The 17026-nt window shown below is 66.6% G+C and carries 13 protein-coding genes; 11 read left to right on the forward strand and 2 right to left on the reverse strand.

Annotated elements, in window-relative coordinates; genetic code table 11:
• Window positions 1–9: 9 nt before the first annotated feature.
• Both RM543_RS10095 and RM543_RS10100 read left to right on the forward strand, forming a co-directional pair.
• Complete coding sequence (locus RM543_RS10095; RefSeq protein ID WP_311691134.1) at window positions 10–885, forward strand: HTD2 family dehydratase; 876 nt, start codon at window positions 10–12, stop codon at window positions 883–885.
• Window positions 882–1688, forward strand: coding sequence for an HpcH/HpaI aldolase/citrate lyase family protein (locus tag RM543_RS10100; RefSeq protein WP_311691136.1), 807 nt, complete (start codon window positions 882–884; stop codon window positions 1686–1688). The genes RM543_RS10095 and RM543_RS10100 overlap by 4 nt, the downstream gene beginning before the upstream one ends.
• A 212-nt stretch (window positions 1689–1900) precedes the next feature.
• Here RM543_RS10100 and RM543_RS10105 read toward each other — a convergent pair whose 3' ends face one another.
• Entirely contained in the window at window positions 1901–5011 is a 3111-nt protein-coding gene (locus RM543_RS10105) for a multidrug efflux RND transporter permease subunit (RefSeq protein WP_311691138.1), read from the reverse strand.
• 9 nt (window positions 5012–5020) lie between these two features.
• Entirely contained in the window at window positions 5021–6175 is a 1155-nt protein-coding gene (locus RM543_RS10110; RefSeq protein WP_311691140.1) for an efflux RND transporter periplasmic adaptor subunit, read from the reverse strand.
• 486 nt (window positions 6176–6661) lie between these two features.
• Between RM543_RS10110 and RM543_RS10115 the strand changes: the two genes are divergently transcribed.
• The 9 genes from RM543_RS10115 to RM543_RS10155 all read left to right on the forward strand — a co-directional run bounded on the left by RM543_RS10115 (window position 6662) and on the right by RM543_RS10155 (window position 17024).
• Entirely contained in the window at window positions 6662–7915 is a 1254-nt protein-coding gene (locus tag RM543_RS10115; protein ID WP_311691142.1) for a Tm-1-like ATP-binding domain-containing protein, read from the forward strand.
• Window positions 7916–8098: 183 nt separating this feature from the next.
• Entirely contained in the window at window positions 8099–9034 is a 936-nt protein-coding gene (locus tag RM543_RS10120; protein ID WP_432280446.1) for a tripartite tricarboxylate transporter substrate binding protein, read from the forward strand.
• A 95-nt stretch (window positions 9035–9129) separates the two neighbouring features.
• Window positions 9130–9669 (forward strand): tripartite tricarboxylate transporter TctB family protein, encoded by a 540-nt coding sequence (locus RM543_RS10125; RefSeq protein ID WP_311691144.1) that lies wholly within the window; start codon window positions 9130–9132, stop codon window positions 9667–9669.
• Window positions 9670–9679: 10 nt separating this feature from the next.
• On the forward strand, window positions 9680–11197 hold the full coding sequence (locus tag RM543_RS10130; protein WP_311691146.1) for a tripartite tricarboxylate transporter permease: 1518 nt from the start codon (window positions 9680–9682) through the stop codon (window positions 11195–11197).
• A gap of 4 nt (window positions 11198–11201) precedes the next feature.
• Window positions 11202–12686 (forward strand): aldehyde dehydrogenase, encoded by a 1485-nt coding sequence (locus tag RM543_RS10135; protein ID WP_311691148.1) that lies wholly within the window; start codon window positions 11202–11204, stop codon window positions 12684–12686.
• Between the two features lie 23 nt (window positions 12687–12709).
• Window positions 12710–13999 (forward strand): aspartate aminotransferase family protein, encoded by a 1290-nt coding sequence (locus tag RM543_RS10140; RefSeq protein ID WP_311691150.1) that lies wholly within the window; start codon window positions 12710–12712, stop codon window positions 13997–13999.
• Window positions 13996–14991, forward strand: a complete 996-nt coding sequence (locus RM543_RS10145) for a phosphotransferase enzyme family protein (protein ID WP_311691152.1) — start codon at window positions 13996–13998, stop codon at window positions 14989–14991. Before RM543_RS10140 ends, RM543_RS10145 begins: the two co-directional genes overlap by 4 nt.
• Complete coding sequence (locus RM543_RS10150; RefSeq protein WP_311691154.1) at window positions 14988–15641, forward strand: HAD family hydrolase; 654 nt, start codon at window positions 14988–14990, stop codon at window positions 15639–15641. Before RM543_RS10145 ends, RM543_RS10150 begins: the two co-directional genes overlap by 4 nt.
• 12 nt (window positions 15642–15653) lie before the next feature.
• On the forward strand, window positions 15654–17024 hold the full coding sequence (locus tag RM543_RS10155) for an aminotransferase class III-fold pyridoxal phosphate-dependent enzyme (RefSeq protein WP_311691156.1): 1371 nt from the start codon (window positions 15654–15656) through the stop codon (window positions 17022–17024).
• Window positions 17025–17026: the final 2 nt, after the last annotated feature.

The raw sequence follows: 17026 nt of genomic DNA on the forward strand, positions 1-17026 counted from the left end.
ATTCTGGCAATGACGACACAAACGGCGCTGCGCGAAGACGATCACCGCTCTGCCATCGGGAGGGTGGAGACGAGGTCGGAGCGAATGGGACCGGCCCGCGTTGCGGCAATGGCGGCGGTACTGGATCTTGACGACGCGCCGGTCGAAGGCGGGGCGTTGCCCCCGGGTTGGCACTGGCTGTTCTTCAATCCGGCGGTCCGCCGCAGCGAACTCGGCTCGGACGGTCATCCAAGGCGCGGCGGCTTTCTGCCCGATGTGGCGCTGCCTCGTCGCATGTGGGCCGGAGGCAGGCTGCGGTATCATGCTCCCGTTCCGGTTGGCGCGCAGGCCGAGAAAACGAGCGAAATCCTGGACGTGGTATCGAAGTCCGGTCGCGCCGGAAATCTGGTTTTCGTCACCGTGAGGCACAGTATCGCGGTTGGCGGCGCGCTTTGCATCGAGGAAGAGCAGGACATCGTCTACCGCGAGGCGCCCGCGCCGGATGCACCGAAGCCGTCGCCGTCCGCCGCTCCCGCGAATGCAGATCGCTCGGTCGAGGTCGTTCCCGATCCGGTGCTGCTCTTCCGCTATTCGGCACTGACGTGGAACGGCCACCGCATACACTACGATCACCCCTATGCCACCGGCGAGGAAGGGTATCCCGATCTCGTGGTCCACGGCCCGCTGATCGCGACCCTGCTACAGGGTTTTGCCGCGGAGTCCCGGCCTGACGAGCGGCTTGTCGAATTCACATTCCGGGGCATGGCGCCGTTGTTCGTCGGTCAATCCTTCAAACTGGAATCCGCGCCGGGCCAGGATGGCAAGCTCGACCTCTGGGCCAGGGGGCCAGACGGCGAACTGGCCATGAAGGCGGAGGCAGCCTTCGGCACCGGTGTGGCGCCATGAAACATCCGCGCAGCTATCTTTTCGTGCCAGGCCACCGCCACGACCGGTTCGCCAAGGCGGCAGCGTCCGGTGCGGACGCCATCATCCTCGACCTTGAAGACGCGGTCGGCCCTGAAGCCAAGGATGAGGCGCGCGCGCACGTTCGGACCTGGTTTGCCGAAGGCGGCCAGGGGCTGGTGCGGATCAACGGTGCGGGTACGCCCTGGCATCAGGACGACCTCGATGCGCTTGCAGCACTGCCGGCCGTCGCCGTCATGGTGCCCAAGGCCGAACCCGATGCCGTCGCACATGTTGCCGCGCATCTGCATGGACGTCCGTTGATCGCGCTCGTGGAAACGGTCGCGGGGCTCGCCGGGCTTCGGGACACGGTGCGGCTTGACGGTGTCGAACGCGTTGCCTTCGGCAATCTCGATTTTGGCGCCGACGCGCGCATTCCCGAAGGCGGTCCCGTGCTTGACCCCGCTCGGTTCGAACTCGTGCTGGCGTCGCGCCTCGGCGGGCTGGCGCCGCCGATCGACGGCGTCACCACTGAACTCAAGGACGCCGATGTGATCGCCGGCGATGTTGTCCGGGGCAGGGCCATGGGCTTCGGAGCGAAGCTTTGCATCCATCCGGCGCAGGTCTCACGCGTGAACGACGGCTTCGCTCCGACCCCGACCGAAATCGACTGGGCGCAGCGCATCCTTGCGGCGCTCGACGCGGCCGCAGGGTCGGTGGTGCAGCTCGACGGTAAGATGGTGGACCGACCCCTGATCGACCGCGCGCAGCAAATTCTTCAGGATGCAGATGCCGCAAGCCCTTGATCCGTGAACCGGGCAGCGGGGCAGCGGGGCAGGGAGCGCGACCGCGGCCGCTGAACGCCCTGCCTTTCGAAGAGCTGTCGGACAAAGGGCACTCCGCTCCGAAAGCGAATGCCTTCCGATCTTGATGTTCCTGGCCGGAATGGCCCGGGCACGCCGGCTCGAGCCACCTTGGCCAGCCGGCTATGCGAGCGACAGCGCGGCGCAGTCCAAACCTACGCCGGCTGTCTTGCGCCCTTCCGCACGCGTGCCACGGCTCCGAGGACGGCGACGTAGAAGACCGGCACCAGGAAGATCCCGATAACCGCTGCGGCGGCCATGCCGCCGAGAACGCCGATGCCGATCGACTGCTGCGCGGCGGCGCCCGCACCCGAAGCGATCGCCAGGGGGAGCACGCCGAACATGAACGCAAGCGTCGTCATGAGGATCGGACGCAGGCGCATCCGGCAGGCGGTGATCGCGGCGTCCACGAGGCCTTTGCCTTCGCGCCGCTGTTCCTCGGCGAATTCCACGATCAGGATCGCGTTCCGCGCGGCCAGACCGATCGTCGTCAGAAGGCCGACCTTGAAGTAGACGTCGTTGAGCTGGCCGAAGAAGAGCGCCGCGCCGATCGCCCCGAAGATGCCGACAGGGACCGTCATCATCACGGCCAGCGGCAGGGCCCAGCTTTCGTAGAGCGCTGCGAGCGCGAGGAAGACGACGAGCGCCGACAGGGCGTAGAGCAGCGGCGCCTGGTTGCCCGAAAGCCGTTCCTGATAGGATAGCCCCGTCCATTCGACGCCGTAACCGTCGCCGAGATCCGCGACGAACTCCTCCATCAGCAGCATCGCGTCGCCGGAGGATACACCCTCCGCGGCGGTCCCGGTCAACTGGATCCCGCGTGTGGCGGCGAAGCGGTTGATGGCTTGAGGCTGCTCGTCCCAGACCAGCGAGGTGAACGCGTCGAGCGAGACCATCTCGCCGGAATCGTTGCGGGCGTACCAGCGTCCGATATCCTCGGGCTGCGAGCGTGCTTCGGCCTGACCTTGCACGATCACCGGGCGCAAGTCGTCGGCCATCGGGAAATCGCCTACCTCGCGCCCGCTGAAGATGACCGACAGCATCGCATTGACGTTACTGACGGACAGGCCGAGTGCGGCCGCTTTCTGCTGGTCGATGTCGATGCGGAGCGAGGACTGGATCGGGTTGTCGTTGCCGCGCAGATTGGTCAACCGCCCGTCTTGCTGCGCTGCTGCCACGACCGCGTCGGCTGCTTCGGCGGTGCGCTCGGCGCCCTGACCGCTGCGGTCGACGAGATACATCGAGAAGCCCGAGGTTGCGCCCATTCCCTGGATCGCCGGCGGTTGGAGCGCGTAGACGGTGCCGGCCCGGTTGTTGAGATAGAAGTGCTGGTTGATCTGCGCGGAGATATCGGCCGCGCTCGTACCCTCGCGCTCTTCATAATCCGCCAGCTTGACGAAGAGCATGGCCGACGACTGACCCGAGCCGCCGAAGCTGAAGCCCATGACGCCGAAAACCGACTCCACCGCGTCTCCCTGCGCGTTGAGCAGGTAGTCTTCGACCTCGGACACGCGGGCCTCGGTCCTGGGGGTCGTCGATCCGTCGGGGGTCGAGACCATGACCAGCAGGACGCCCTGATCCTCCTGCGGAATGAACGAGCTCGGCAGACGGTCGTAGAAGTAGAGCGCGCCGGCCGTGATGGCGGCAAGAACCACGAGCATCGAGAGGGGCCGCCGGATCAGGACGCCGACGGCACGGCCATAGCCCGATGTGGTGCGATCGAGGGAGGTGTTGAACCAGCGTGCCGGCGCAAAGCGCGACCGGTGGCTGCTTTGCTTGAGCAAGGTCGCGCACATGGCCGGCGTGAGGATGACCGCGACCCCCAGCGACAGGACCATGGCGGTGATGATCGTGATGGAGAACTGGCGGTAGATCGCCCCGGTCGAGCCGGTCATGAAAGCCATTGGCAGGAACACTGCCGACAGGACGAGCACGATGCCGATGAGGGCGGAGGTGATCTCCTTCATGCTCTTTTCGGTGGCCGCGACGGGATCCAGTCCTTCCTCGTCCATGATCCGTTCCACGTTCTCCACGACCACGATGGCGTCGTCGACCAGAAGGCCGATGGCGAGCACCAGGGCGAACATCGTCAGCGTGTTGATTGTGAAGCCGAAGAGCAGCAGCACGCCGAAGGTCCCGAGCAGCACCACGGGCACGGCGACGACGGGGATAAGCGTCGCCCTCCAGCTTTGCAGGAAGACGAAGATCACGATGAAGACGAGGACCACCGCCTCGATCAGCGTGTGGTAGACTTGGTTGATGGATTCCTCGATGAACGGGGAGGTGTCGTAGGGATAGACGACCTCGACCCCGTCGGGCAGCGCCGCGCCCAGTGTCGTCAGCGTTTCGCGGACCCGATCGGCGGTGGCGACGGCGTTCGCGCCCGGCGCCAGCGAGACCGAGAAGCCAGCAGCGGGCTGGCCGTTGTAGCGCCCGCCGGTGCCGTAGGATTCCTGCCCGATGGCAATGTCGGCGACGTCGCCGAGGAAAATGGTCGATCCGTCCCGCGAGGTCTTGAGCAGGATGCGTTCGAATTCTTCGGCGGTGCTCAGCTGGGACTGCGCCGAGAGGGCCACGGTGATCTGCTGACCCTTGGCGATGGGCTCGCTGCCGAGTTGGCCCACGGTCAGGTTGGAGTTCTGCTCGGAGATCGCGGCGGTCACGTCGGCGGGGGTCACACGGTACTGGTTCATCCGAAGCGGATCCATCCAGATCCGCATGGCGTAGCCGGCGCCGAAAAGCTGGGCCGAACCGACGCCGTCGAGGCGCTGGATCGGGCCCACGATCCGACCCGTCACCAGATCACCCAGTTCCAGCGAGGTGCTGTTTCCCTCGGGGTCGACCAGAGCCGCCACCAGAAGCGTCGAACTGGTCGACCGCCTCACGGACACGCCGTTCTGCTGAACGATCGAGGGCAGCTGCGCGGAGACACGCTGCATCGCGTTCTGAACCTGCACCTGCGCGATGTCCGGATCGACGCCGTCCTCGAAGGTCAGAACGACGCCGCCGCTCCCGGACGACGACGAGGAGGTCATGTAGATCACGCCTTCGATCCCGGTCAGCGCGTCTTCGATGATCGATGTGACCGAGTTGGCGACGACCTCCGCATTGGCTCCGCCGTACGTGGCGCTGACGTTGATCGTCGTGGGGGCGATCTGGGGATACTGCTCGATCGGCAGACGCCAGAGGCTGATTGCCCCCATGAGCATCACGAGAACGGCGATGACCCACGCGAAGACGGGTCGGTGGATGAAGAACTGTGCCATGATGCGCCGTTATTCCGCTTCGGTGTCGCCGGGTGCATCGGCATCCTCGAGATCGCGAACGACGCCGTCCTCGTCGAGCATGACCGGAACGGTCTGCACCTCGATCCCGGTCGTGAGGTTTGCCAGGCCGTCGACGGCCAGAAGCTCTCCGGCTGCGACCCCGTCGGTCACGATCCAGCCATGCTCGTGCGTGCCGATCTCGTTCAGGCTGCGCTGCTCGGCTGCCCCGTCCACGACGACCCAGGCCGTCAGCTCTCCGGTCGGTGCCCGCTCGGTGGCCGATTGCGGCACAAGGATCGCTCGGGCCGAGCCCAGCATGACCTCCGACCGGACGAACATGCCCGGGAGGAGAACATGGCGGGGGTTCTCGAAGCGGAAGCGGGTCGCGCGGGAGCCGGTCGTCTCGGATACGTTCTGTCCCGTTGCGACCATCTGCCCGTCGGCGTCGAAGGTGCGGCCCGTCTCGAGCGTCAGCGTCGCCGTGATCGACTCCGCGATCTCCACCCGATCGCTCGACACATCGTCGATCAGTGACAGGATGCGCGCCGAGGGTGCCCAGATCTCCACGTCGATCGGGTCCAGCTGCGTGACAGTCGCAAGGGCGTCCGCCTGGTTGGCTGCAACCAGATCGCCCACCGAAACGTTCGCGAAGCCGGCAACCCCCGTGATGGGGCTGGTTACCGTCGTGCGATCCAGATCCGTCCGCGCCAAATCGCGGGTCACGGTCGCCGATTGCAGCGTCGCCCGCGCCTGTTCCAGCGTGCTGCGGGCTGTATCGACCTGCGCCTGCGACGTCCCGGTCCCGAGCAGTTGCTCGGAACGCTGTAGCGCCGCTTCGGCCTCCTGCACCGATGCCCGGGCCGCGGCGAGATCGGCTTCGGCGGCGCGAAGGTCGGCCTCGTAAGTCGAGGGATCGATCCGGAAGAGGACATCGCCTGTCTCGACCGGCCGTCCGGCCTGGTAGCCAATCTCGGTCACGGTGCCTTCGACGCGCGGGCGGATTTCCACCTGGGCTGAAGCGATCGCGCGCCCTGGCTCGACGATGGTGCGGGGAACGGCCTGGGTCTTCAGTTCGATCACACCGACGGTCGGCGGCGGCATCTGGGCATTCGCGGCGGATGCAAGAAAAACGCCGGCAAGAAGGTGCGTGAAGCGAAAGGCCATGTCTGTTCCTCGTGCGGTCCGGCGGGCGAACCCGGCTTTTCAAGCTCACTTCCACAGAACTGCACCCTGTGCAACGAGCTGACCCAAACGTGATGGGGGGCCTCGATGATTACCCGCAAAACGACGTCCGGTCCCGGCTCTGTTGCGCAAAGTCCGGGTGAGGGGGTCGTCTCGTAGTTCGACCCGGACATGGTCTGGGTGCCGCCGCCGACCGGCAAGCGAGGCCGTCAGCCGCAGGCACGGCAGCGCCGGTATCACCACCTAAGCCGCGCCAAGGGACATCGGCATTTGCGCTTGCAAATAGATAACAAGTTAAACAATCTGACCGGGCGAACTCGATTTCGGCCCGCATCCGACAGGGACGTGCGATTTCGCCGAAGGGGCGCGGAACGAGATCCGGCGTGACCCGGTGTCATCGGGTGCCAGTCGCGTCAGCTCTCGTACCGGGTGCGCCAAGAGGCGGCCCGGATCTGCAGGGAGAGGACAATGACCGATAGAAAAACGATACTGATCATCGGCACCTACGATACGAAGGACGGCGAGCTGCACTTCGTGTCGGATCGCATCCGCAAGCTCGGCGGCGATGTCTTGGAGATGGATGTCAGCGTACTCGGCGATCCCTCGCGCCCAACCGACATTTCGAAGCACGACGTGGCGAAGGCGGCCGACAAGTCGATCACCGACGTGATCGCCGCGGGCGATGAGAACGTCGCGATGCAGATCATGGCGGAGGGGGCTTCGAAGCTGACGGAGCAGCTCTGTGCAGAGGGCCGGATCGACGGGATGATCGCGCTTGGCGGCACGATGGGCACGGATCTGGCGCTCGATTGCGCTCGGGCGCTGCCGCTCGGCGTGCCGAAATACGTCGTATCCACCATCGCGTTTTCGGGGCTGATCGCGCCCGATCGGCTGTCGGCGGACATCCAGATGATCCTCTGGGCGGGCGGTCTCTACGGGCTCAACGATATCTGCATGGCGACGCTGAGCCAGGCAGCCGGCGCGGTCTACGGGGCGGCGCAGGCGGTCGTGCATCCCGCTCCCGACCGGCCGGTGATCGGGATGACGAGCCTCGGCTCCTCGGCGCTGAAATACATGATCCATCTGCGCCAGCCGCTGATCGACCGCGGATTCTCGGTTGCCGTGTTCCATGCAACTGGCATGGGCGGCATGGCGCTGGAGAGCCTCGCCGAGCAGGGTTACTTCGCCGCCGTCCTCGATTTCACCGTGCAGGAGGTCGGCAACCTTATGGCCGGCTCGCTGGTCAATGCAGGCGAGGACCGGATGCTGGCCGCCGGGCGCCGGGGCACGCCGGTGATCGCGGCGCCGGCTTTCGGCGACATGATCGACTTTCCCGCGTGGCAGTCGCCGCCGGGCCGCTTCCAGGACCGGGATTACCACGCCCACAACCGACTGATCGCGTCGGCCTTCCTGACCGGAGAAGAGCGGCGGGAGCTGGCGCGCGACGTCTCCGCGCGCCTCAAACAGTCGAAGGGCCCGGTGGAATTCCTGCTGCCGGCGCGCGGCATCCATGCCTGGGACGTGGAGGGTATGCCCGCGCACGATCCGGACGCTCTGGCCGAAATGGTGGACGAATACCGCAAGGTGATCACGGAACCGGTCGTGCTGCACGACCTCGATTGTCACATCAACGATCTCGCCTTCGCCGACAAGGCGCTCGAGGTCATCGACCGATGGGTCGCCGACGGCACCATTCGGATGGAGACCGAGGCGCAGGGTTAGGCCGGCGGTGCCGTGACCCGGGGCGGGTGCATCGTCTCGTATGGCCCGCGTCTCCGTCCCGGTGGGGTGGTGCACTGGTTCACACGTTAATCATTGACAGCCGGCCCTACGCTTAACAAGTTAACTTTATAGACGTCGAGTCGAATCGACGCGCAACCGGTCCATGACAACGGGGAGACCATCTTGAAAACGATCCTTCGCGCAGCAAGCGCCATCGCTCTTGCCGCGGCTCCGGCCGTGGCGACGGCCGAGTACCCGGAAAAGCCGGTCAATTTCGTGATCCCGTTCCCGCCGGGCGATCTCGAGGACGTGCTGACACGGATGATCGCCGAGGACTTCCAGGAGGCCTACGGCGTCGCGGCGGCGGTCATCAACCGGCCGTCCGATAGCGGGCCGTTCCCCGGCGCCGCGTCCGTGGCCAGTGCCGCGCCCGACGGCTACACCATCGGCTCCTTCGTGGTCGACATCCCGGTGGTGGGACCGCAGCTCGGCATCCCGGCGCTCGATCCGAACCCGTTCGAGCCGCTCGGCATCTTCCTGACCTATCCGTTCGTGATCGCGGCCGCCGGCGATGCGCCCTATTCGACGATGGAAGAGCTGGCCGACTACGCGCAGGACAACCGCGTCGTCCTCGGGCATTTCGGGTCTTTCGCGCTGCCCACCCAGGCGACGCTCGCCGCCGCCAAGCAGCTCGGCTTCGAATGGGGGGCGGACGCCTCGGCCGACGCGCTCGATTGCAATTCGCTGGCTTCGGGCGATTTCGACGTGATCAACACGACGGTCCAGCAGGTCTTTCCCTGCGTCGACGAACTGACGATCCTCGCCGCGGTGACCGAGCAGCCGATCGAGATCCTCCCCGATGCGCCGACGCTGGGATCCATCGCGCCGGAGCTGAACGTGTCGCTGTGGAACGGGCTCTTCGTGCCGGCCGACACCCCGGACGATGTGCGCGAAAAGATCGTCGCCGTCGCGAAGGAAACCGTGATGTCCGAACGCGCGCAGCAATTGTCTCAGGAAACCGGCGCGCTGATCTACTGGATGGACGCCGAAGAGGCGGAGGCCCGGATCGAAAGCGACATCTCGGTCATCGGCCAGATCAACGAGATGATCGAAGAGTGACAGGCCCGGGGCCCGGCGCGCCGGGCCCGGCCGCACGACCGGTCGCGCCGCGCCCCGCCGGGACGCGCGGTGCACGCCGTCGCGGAGGATGACACATGTCCGATCCACACCATGAACCGCATGTCTTCCCGCTCGGGCGGAAACCCGGAGAGCTGCTGTTCTGTGCGGCGTTCCTGATCTTCGCGGCAGCGGTGCTGGCGATGATGAGCTGGCAGACAAGCTGGCTGCCCTCGGCCGGACTGGCCGCGCAGCCACGCCTCTGGCCTGCGCTATCTCTGGGGGGGATGGCGCTCTTCGGGGCGATCCTGTGGGCGCGGACCTTTCGCACGATGCGCACGCCCGGCCGTTGGCAGGAGGCCGCGCAGTGGATGCGATCGCTCGAATTCGTCGGCTGGTATGTCCTTTACGTGCTGGCCATTCCGGTGATCGGGTATCTGCCCGCGACGATCCTGTTCTGCGTGCTGCTGACGCTGCGGCTCGGCTACCGGTCCCGCCTCGCGCTGATCTCGGCCTTTGCCTTCGCGCTCTTCGTGGTGCTGACGTTCAAGACCGCCTTCAACGTCAAGATCCCCGGCGGCGCGCTCTACGAGCTGGCGCCGGAGGGTCTGCGCTACATCCTGATCCGTTACTTCTGAGGCCCGCCTGATGGACCTTCTGCTCTCCAGCATCGACATCATCGCCCGGTGGGACGTGATCGCGGCCATCGTGGTCGGCTCGATCGGCGGCGTACTCGTGGGATCGCTTCCGGGCGTGGGGGCCGCGGTCGCGATCGCGATCATGCTGCCCGCGACCTTCATGCTGGAGCCGATCGTCGGGCTGACCGCGCTCCTGGGCGTCTACGGCTCGTCGATGTTCGGCGGCGCTATCCCGGCGATCCTGGTGAACACGCCCGGCACGCCGGTCAACGCGCTGACCACCTATGACGGTTTTCCGATGACCCAGCGCGGTGAGGCGCGGCGGGCGCTGGCGCTGGCCTATTCGGCGTCGTTCTTCGGCGGCATCTTCTCGATCATCTGCCTGATGCTGTTCGCGCCGATCCTGGCGAAGGTCGCGCCGATGTTCGGCGCGCGCGAGATATTCCTTGCAGCGCTTCTGGGCATCGTCCTCGTCGTGCTGAACCACCGGGGACAGGTCCTCGCCGCGGCGATGCTGGCCTGTTTCGGGATCTTCCTGCAGACAATCGGGCTCGAGGGTACGGGGTACACGCAGCGCTACACCTTCGGGCAGGGCTGGCTGCAGAACGGAATCGACCTGATCGTCGTGGTCCTCGGCATATTCGCCATCAGTCAGGCGCTGGTGCTGTTTCTCGACAAGGACAAGAACTTTCCCATGCCGACGGTCGGCAAGAAGGGATTCTTCAAGGTCATGGGCGAGCTTTGGGTGTTCCGGCGCCTCGCGCTCGTCGGATCGTCCTTCGGGGTGTTCTGCGGGATGATCCCCGGCGTGGGCGAGTTCATGTCGCAGTTCATGTCCTATTCCTACGCGCAGCGCACCTCCAAGACGCCGGAACTGTTCGGCAAGGGCAATCCCGAGGGGCTCGTCGCGTCGGAGGCCGCGAACAATTCCGTTCCGCCCGCGGCGATGGTGCCGCTGCTCGCGCTCGGCATCCCGGGTGAAGAGCTGACCGCGATGATGCTGGCGGTGTTCTACGTGCACAACGTCATCCCCGGCCCCCAGCTCTTCGCCAACGAGATGGATTTCATCCTCGCGCTCTACCTGTGCCTCATCATCCTCAACGTGCTCGTGGTGCTGTTCCTGTTCTTTGCCACCGACACGCTGATGAAGGTCATGCTGATCCCGAACCGGTTTCTCGGCATGATGATCCTGACGTTCAGCCTGATCGGCGTCTATTCGCTGCGCAATTCGCTGAGCGACGTCTTCGTCGCCTCAGGCTTCGGCGTCTTCGGGATGATCCTCAAACGGCTGGATTACCCGACCTCTCCGGTGATCCTCGGCATCGTGCTGGGCGGGCTGATGGAGGACAAGCTGCGCACCGCGATGGCGCGGGTCCAGACGCCTTTGGATTTCATCGACCGGCCCATCGCCTTCATCCTGTTCTGCATGATCGTCTTCGCGCTCCTTCTGCATGGCTGGACGATGTGGAAGGCGCGGCGTGGCGATACGATCGACGAACTCCATTCCGACAGCCGCAGCGAAGGATAAGCACATGGATGTCGCCAGGATAGACGCGCTGCGCGCAAGGCCGGTCGCGCCGGGATCGCACATCATCGACGGCGCCCCGCGGCCGGCGTCGGACGGGGCGGTGATGGACGTCGTCTCGCCCATCGACGGGCAGGTTCTGACGACGGTGCCGCGCGGCACGGCCGACGATGCCGCGGCCGCGGTCGCGGCGGCGCGGGCCGCCTTCCACGACGGCCGGTGGTCGGATCTCCCCCCCGCGGCGCGCAAGGCGGTCCTGCTTCGCTGGGCGGACCTGATCGAGGCGAACGCTCTGGAGCTTGCTGTTCTGGGCGTGCGCGACAACGGCACCGAGATCGCCATGGCGATGAAGGCCGAACCCATGTCGGCCGCCGCCGCCATCCGCTTCTACGCCGAGGCCATCGACAAGCTCTACGGTGAGATCGCGCCGACCGGGCCGGGCAACCTGGGGCTGGTGCACCGCGAACCCGTTGGCGTCGTCGGCGCCATCGTGCCGTGGAACTTCCCGCTGATGATCGGCGCCTGGAAGCTGGGTCCGGCGCTGGCGGCTGGCAATACCGTGGTCCTGAAACCGGCCGAGACGGCTTCTCTTACGCTCCTGCGCATCGCCGAACTTGCGCTCGAGGCCGGGATGCCGCCCGGCGTTCTCAACGTCGTGACCGGGGAGGGCGCCGTGGTCGGCGCCGCCATCGCGGAGTCCATGGACGTTGACGTGCTGGTCTTCACCGGGTCGGGCGCGACGGGCCGGCGGCTTCTGGAGGCGTCGGCGCGGTCGAACCTCAAGCGGGTCTATCTCGAACTCGGGGGCAAGTCGCCGAACGTCGTCTTCGCAGATGCACCCGACCTCGACGAGGCGGCGAAGGTGTCGGCCTACGGGATCTTCCGCAACTCGGGGCAGGTCTGCGTCGCGGGCTCGCGCCTTCTGGTCGAACGGTCCATCCACGATGCTTTCGTGGAGAAGCTCGCGGCCGTCGCGCGCCAGATGAAGGTGGGGGATCCGCTCGACCCGGCCACCGGGGCAGGGGCCGTGAACTCCGAACGCCAGCTCGCGCAGAACCTGCAATTCGTGGAAGAGGCGCGCGCGGCCGGGCGGCGGATCGCCCTCGGCGGCGGCCGCATTCTGGAAGAGACCGGCGGCTACTACATGGCGCCGACCATCGTCGCGGGCGTCGCGCCGGACGACCGGCTCGCCCGCGAAGAGGTGTTCGGGCCGGTCCTCGCCGTCATTCCGTTCGACACCGAAGAGGAGGCTACGGCGCTTGCCAACGCCACCGACTACGGGCTTGCCGCGGCGGTCTGGACCGCCGATCTGAGCCGCGCCCACCGCATGGTGCGGCGCATCAAGGCCGGCATCGTCCACGTCAACACCTACGGCGGATCGGACCTGACCGTGCCGCTCGGCGGGGTCAAGCAGTCCGGCAACGGGCACGACAAGTCCCTGCATGCCTTCGACAAGTACCTCGACCTCAAGACCGCCTGGTTCAAGCTTTGAGGGCCCATCGGCCCGGAGACCGCATGACACGCAGCATCGCCGACATCATGAGAGACCGCGACCGCCTTCTGGGGCCGGGCGTGTCGACCTTCTACGACGATCCCGTCCACATCGTGCGGGGCGAAGGCGTCTGGCTGTGGGACGCGGAGGGGCGCAAGTACCTCGATTGCTACAACAACGTGCCGGTGGTCGGGCACTGCAACCCCCGCGTGGTGGAGGCGATCTGCCGTCAGGCGGGCACGCTCAACACCCATACGCGCTACCTGCACGAGGGCATTCTCGACTATGTCGACAAGCTGACCGGGACGATGGACGCCTCGCTCGAGGCGGCGGCGATGACCTGCACGGGGTCCGAGGCGAACGACATCGCGCTGCGCATGGCCGAGGGGATGACCGGCAAGCGCGGCATCGTCGCCACCGACGCGACCTATCACGGCAACACCGCGCTGGTCAGCCAGCTCGGGCGCAGCAATCCGCCGAGTGTGGGCTTCGGCCTCGGGCAGTATTTCCGCTTCGTGGAGGCGCCCGACAGCTACCGCAGGCCAGACCCGGACGGGCAAACCTTTGCCGCCGCGGTGGAAACCGAGATCGCCGCCCACGAGGCGGAGGGCCATGGCTTCGCCGCGCTCGTCATCTGCCCCTATTTCCTCAACGAAGGGTTCCCGCAGAACGCGGATGGCTGGCTGAAACCGGTGGCCGAAGTCGTGCGCCGGGCCGGCGGCCTTCTGATCTGCGACGAGGTGCAATCGGGCTTCGGGCGCACCGGCACGCATATGTGGGCGCATCAGAAGATGGGCGTCGTGCCCGACATCGTGACCATGGGCAAGCCGATGGGCAACGGCCATCCGGTCGGCGGCGTCGTTACCCGCGCCGAGATCCTCGGCACGTTCCGGCGCGGCTATCGCTACTTCAATACCTTCGGCGGCAACCCGGTGTCCTGCGCCGCGGCGATGGCCGTGCTGAAGGAGATCGAGGACAAGGACCTTGTCGCCCATGCGGGCCGCGTCGGCGAGCATGCGCGGCAGCGGCTCTTTGCGCTCTTGGATAAGTACGAGGTCATCGGCGACGTGCGCGGATCGGGCCTGATCTTCGGCGCGGAAATGGTGCTGGACCGGGAGGACAAGACCCCTGCGACCGAGTTCACCGACCGCGTCATCAACGCCATGCGCCATCGCGGCATCATCCATTCCAAGCTCGGGCGCCACAAGAACACGCTGAAGATCCGACCGCCGCTGCCCTTCTCGATCGAGAACGCCGACCTTCTGTTCGACACGCTCGACGAGGTTCTGGCCGAGACTTCGGTGCACGCATGACCGGAACGGTCGAAACGGCGCTCGACCTCTGGGGCCTTGCCGGCGCCCGGTCGGATCTTGTCGCCGCCCGCGAAAACGCCGTCTACCGGGTGGAGCAGGGGGGGCGCACCGTCGCTCTCAGGCTACACCGGACCGGCTACCGCACCGACGCGGAGCTGGCTTCGGAGCTGCAGTGGATGGCGGCGCTGGCCGAAGGCGGGCTCAATGTGCCCGCACCGGTCGCCGCGCGGGACGACGCGCTTCTGCACGTCGTGGACGGGGTTCAGGTCGATGTGCTGGGATGGCTGAACGGGCGGCCGCTCGGTGCGAGTGGCGTGCCGCTCGAGCATCCGGACCGCACCGGGCTCTTCCGCGGCATCGGTCGCGAGATGGCGCACCTGCACGCGCTGAGCGACGCCTGGTCGCCACCGCCGGAGTTCACGCGCTGCCGCTGGGACCGGACGGGTCTTGTGGGCGAGGCGCCGGTCTGGGGCCGCTTCTGGGACAATCCTGCGCTGTCCGAGGCGGATCGCGCGCTGTTCCGCGACGTGCGTGAGGTTGCCGGTGCCGAGCTTCGGGCGCTCGGTCCCGATGTCGATTTCGGGCTCATCCATGCGGATCTCGTGCGCGAGAACATCCTCGTGGACGGCGAAAGGCTCCATCTCATCGATTTCGACGATGGCGGCTTCGGTTTTCGCCTGTTCGACGTCGCCACGACGCTTCTGAAGAACATGCGCGAGCCGGATTACCCCGCACTGAGGGATGCCCTGATTGAAGGGTACCGGTCGGTGCGCCCGCTCGATCCGGCGCCGCTCGATCTCTTCGTGCTGCTGCGCGCGGCCAGCTATGTCGGCTGGATCGCTCAGCGCATGGACGAGGACGGCGCGGCCGAGCGCTGCGCACGTTACGCCGCGCAGACCCGCGGGCTGGCCGGCGCCTGGCTCGAGGCGCGCGCCCCCATAGCCGATGGCGCGGGCAGGGGACTTCAGTCGCACGAGGACGTTCAGACATGACCGACACGCGCGAGGCGCTGGTTCTGGATTTCGGCGGCGTCATCTCGCGCACGTTGTTCGAGACGCACGATCTGACCGAGCGGTCGCTCGGCCTGCCGCCCGGCACCCTGACCTGGCAGGGTCCGTTCGCGCCCGAAGGCGACGCGCTCTGGTCGTCGATGCAGGCCGGCGGGATATCGGAGCGCGACTATTACATGCGGCGCATGACCGAGGTCGGCGGCATGGTCGGCGAGGACTGGACAGAGTTTCCACAGTTCATCGCGCGTGTGCGCGGCGATGATCCCGCTGCGATCATACGGCCGGAATTCCTCGACGCGATCGCAAGGGCGAAGGCCGGGGGCAAGCGGCTGACAATCCTGTCCAACGAGCTCGACCTCTTCTACGGGACGGGCTTTCGCGACAAGCTGCCGTTCCTGTCCGATTTCGAGCTGATCGTCGATGCAACATATACCGGCATCCTGAAGCCCGATCCCGGGGCCTTCGCCTTCGTGACCGACGGGCTCGGTCTGCCGGCGTCGTCCTGCGTCTTCGTCGACGATCAGCTCAGGAACATACGCGGCGGCGAGACGGCGGGCATGGCCTGCGTGCATTTCGACGTCACCGCTCCCGGCGCCGGCTACGCCGAGGCGCTGCGCCTTCTCGGTCTTTGAAAGGACAAGACGATGAACGATCTCAGGGACTCCAACTTCATCAAGGCCAACAACGCCCGCTACGGCTGGCACCCGATGGCCCATCCCGGAGACATGCAGGCGAATCCGCCGCGCATCGTCACCGCCGCCGAGGGGGTGGAGGTCATCGACATCGACGGGCACCGTCTGCTCGATGCGGTGGGCGGGCTGTGGAACGTCAGCCTCGGCCATTCGGCGCCCGCGGTGAAACAGGCGATGATCGACCAGATCGAGCGCCTGGCCTTTTACAACACCTTCCGCGGCACCACCCACGACCGGGTGATCGAACTGTCGGTGGCGCTGCGCGAATTCTTCGCCCCCGAAGGAATGGAGCGGGCGTTCTATACCTCTGGCGGGTCGGACTCCATCGACACCGCGCTGCGCCTCGCGCGGCAATACCAGCGCATCAAGGGCCAGCCCGAGCGCACGCGGTTCTTCTCGCTCAAGTACGGCTATCACGGCACGCATTTCGGCGGCGCGTCGATCAATGGCTCGAACAAGTTCCGCCGCCAGTACGAACCGATGCTGCCGGGCTGCCACCACCTTCCGGCGCCCTATCCCTACCGCAACGAGTTCGGCACCGACGATCCGGCGGCGATCGCGCAGGGCATCGCCGCCCGGTTCGAGGCCGATATCGCCTTCTACGGCGCCGACACCATCGCCGCCTTCGTGATGGAGCCTGTCCTGGGCTCGGGCGGTGTAATCGTGCCGCACGAGACGCTGATGCCGATGATGCGCGATATCTGCACCCGCAACGGCATCCTGCTGATCGCCGACGAAGTTATCTGCGCCTTCGGGCGCACCGGCTCGGAAAGCGGCTCGCGGCTCTGGGGCGTTCAGCCCGACATGATGGCCACCGCCAAGGCGCTGACCAACGGCTTCTTCCCGCTCGGCGCGACGCTGGTGAACGGCACGATCGCAGAGGCGTTCGAGACAGCCTCGGGCGCCGACGGCACGATCAGCCACGGCTACACCAATTCCGGCCACCCGGTCGGCGCGGCGGCCGCGCTCGTCACGCTGGAAGAGGTGCAGAAGCAGGGCGTCGTCGCCAACGCCAAGGCGCGTGGCGAGCAGCTTCTGGCCGCGCTGGAGCGTCTGAAGGAAAAGCACGACATCGTCGGCGACGTCCGCGGCAAGGGCCTCATGGCGGCGCTGGAGCTGGTGTCGGACCGCGCGGCGAAAACGCCTCTGGGCAAGGGCGCGGTGCAGGCGATGTTCGATGCGGCCTACGAGGACGGCGTGATGCTGCGCACCTCGGGGAACAACATCATCATCTCGCCGTGCCTCGTGATCGAACGCGCCGATATCGACCGGCTCGAGGCGGGGCTGGACACTGGTCTCAAGGCGGCAGCGAACGCCGCCTGAGA

Source organism: Tropicimonas omnivorans (assembly GCF_031846565.1).
GTDB classification, from domain to species: Bacteria; Pseudomonadota; Alphaproteobacteria; order Rhodobacterales; family Rhodobacteraceae; genus Tropicimonas_B; species Tropicimonas_B omnivorans.

Coding starts and splice junctions, on each gene's coding strand:
- RM543_RS10095 (WP_311691134.1), top strand. CDS start 10: ATGACGACACAAACGGCGCTGCGCGAAGACGATCACCGCTCTGCCATC.
- RM543_RS10100 (WP_311691136.1), top strand. CDS start 882: ATGAAACATCCGCGCAGCTATCTTTTCGTGCCAGGCCACCGCCACGAC.
- RM543_RS10105 (WP_311691138.1), bottom strand. CDS start 5,011: ATGGCACAGTTCTTCATCCACCGACCCGTCTTCGCGTGGGTCATCGCC.
- RM543_RS10110 (WP_311691140.1), bottom strand. CDS start 6,175: ATGGCCTTTCGCTTCACGCACCTTCTTGCCGGCGTTTTTCTTGCATCC.
- RM543_RS10115 (WP_311691142.1), top strand. CDS start 6,662: ATGACCGATAGAAAAACGATACTGATCATCGGCACCTACGATACGAAG.
- RM543_RS10125 (WP_311691144.1), top strand. CDS start 9,130: ATGTCCGATCCACACCATGAACCGCATGTCTTCCCGCTCGGGCGGAAA.
- RM543_RS10130 (WP_311691146.1), top strand. CDS start 9,680: ATGGACCTTCTGCTCTCCAGCATCGACATCATCGCCCGGTGGGACGTG.
- RM543_RS10135 (WP_311691148.1), top strand. CDS start 11,202: ATGGATGTCGCCAGGATAGACGCGCTGCGCGCAAGGCCGGTCGCGCCG.
- RM543_RS10140 (WP_311691150.1), top strand. CDS start 12,710: ATGACACGCAGCATCGCCGACATCATGAGAGACCGCGACCGCCTTCTG.
- RM543_RS10145 (WP_311691152.1), top strand. CDS start 13,996: ATGACCGGAACGGTCGAAACGGCGCTCGACCTCTGGGGCCTTGCCGGC.
- RM543_RS10150 (WP_311691154.1), top strand. CDS start 14,988: ATGACCGACACGCGCGAGGCGCTGGTTCTGGATTTCGGCGGCGTCATC.
- RM543_RS10155 (WP_311691156.1), top strand. CDS start 15,654: ATGAACGATCTCAGGGACTCCAACTTCATCAAGGCCAACAACGCCCGC.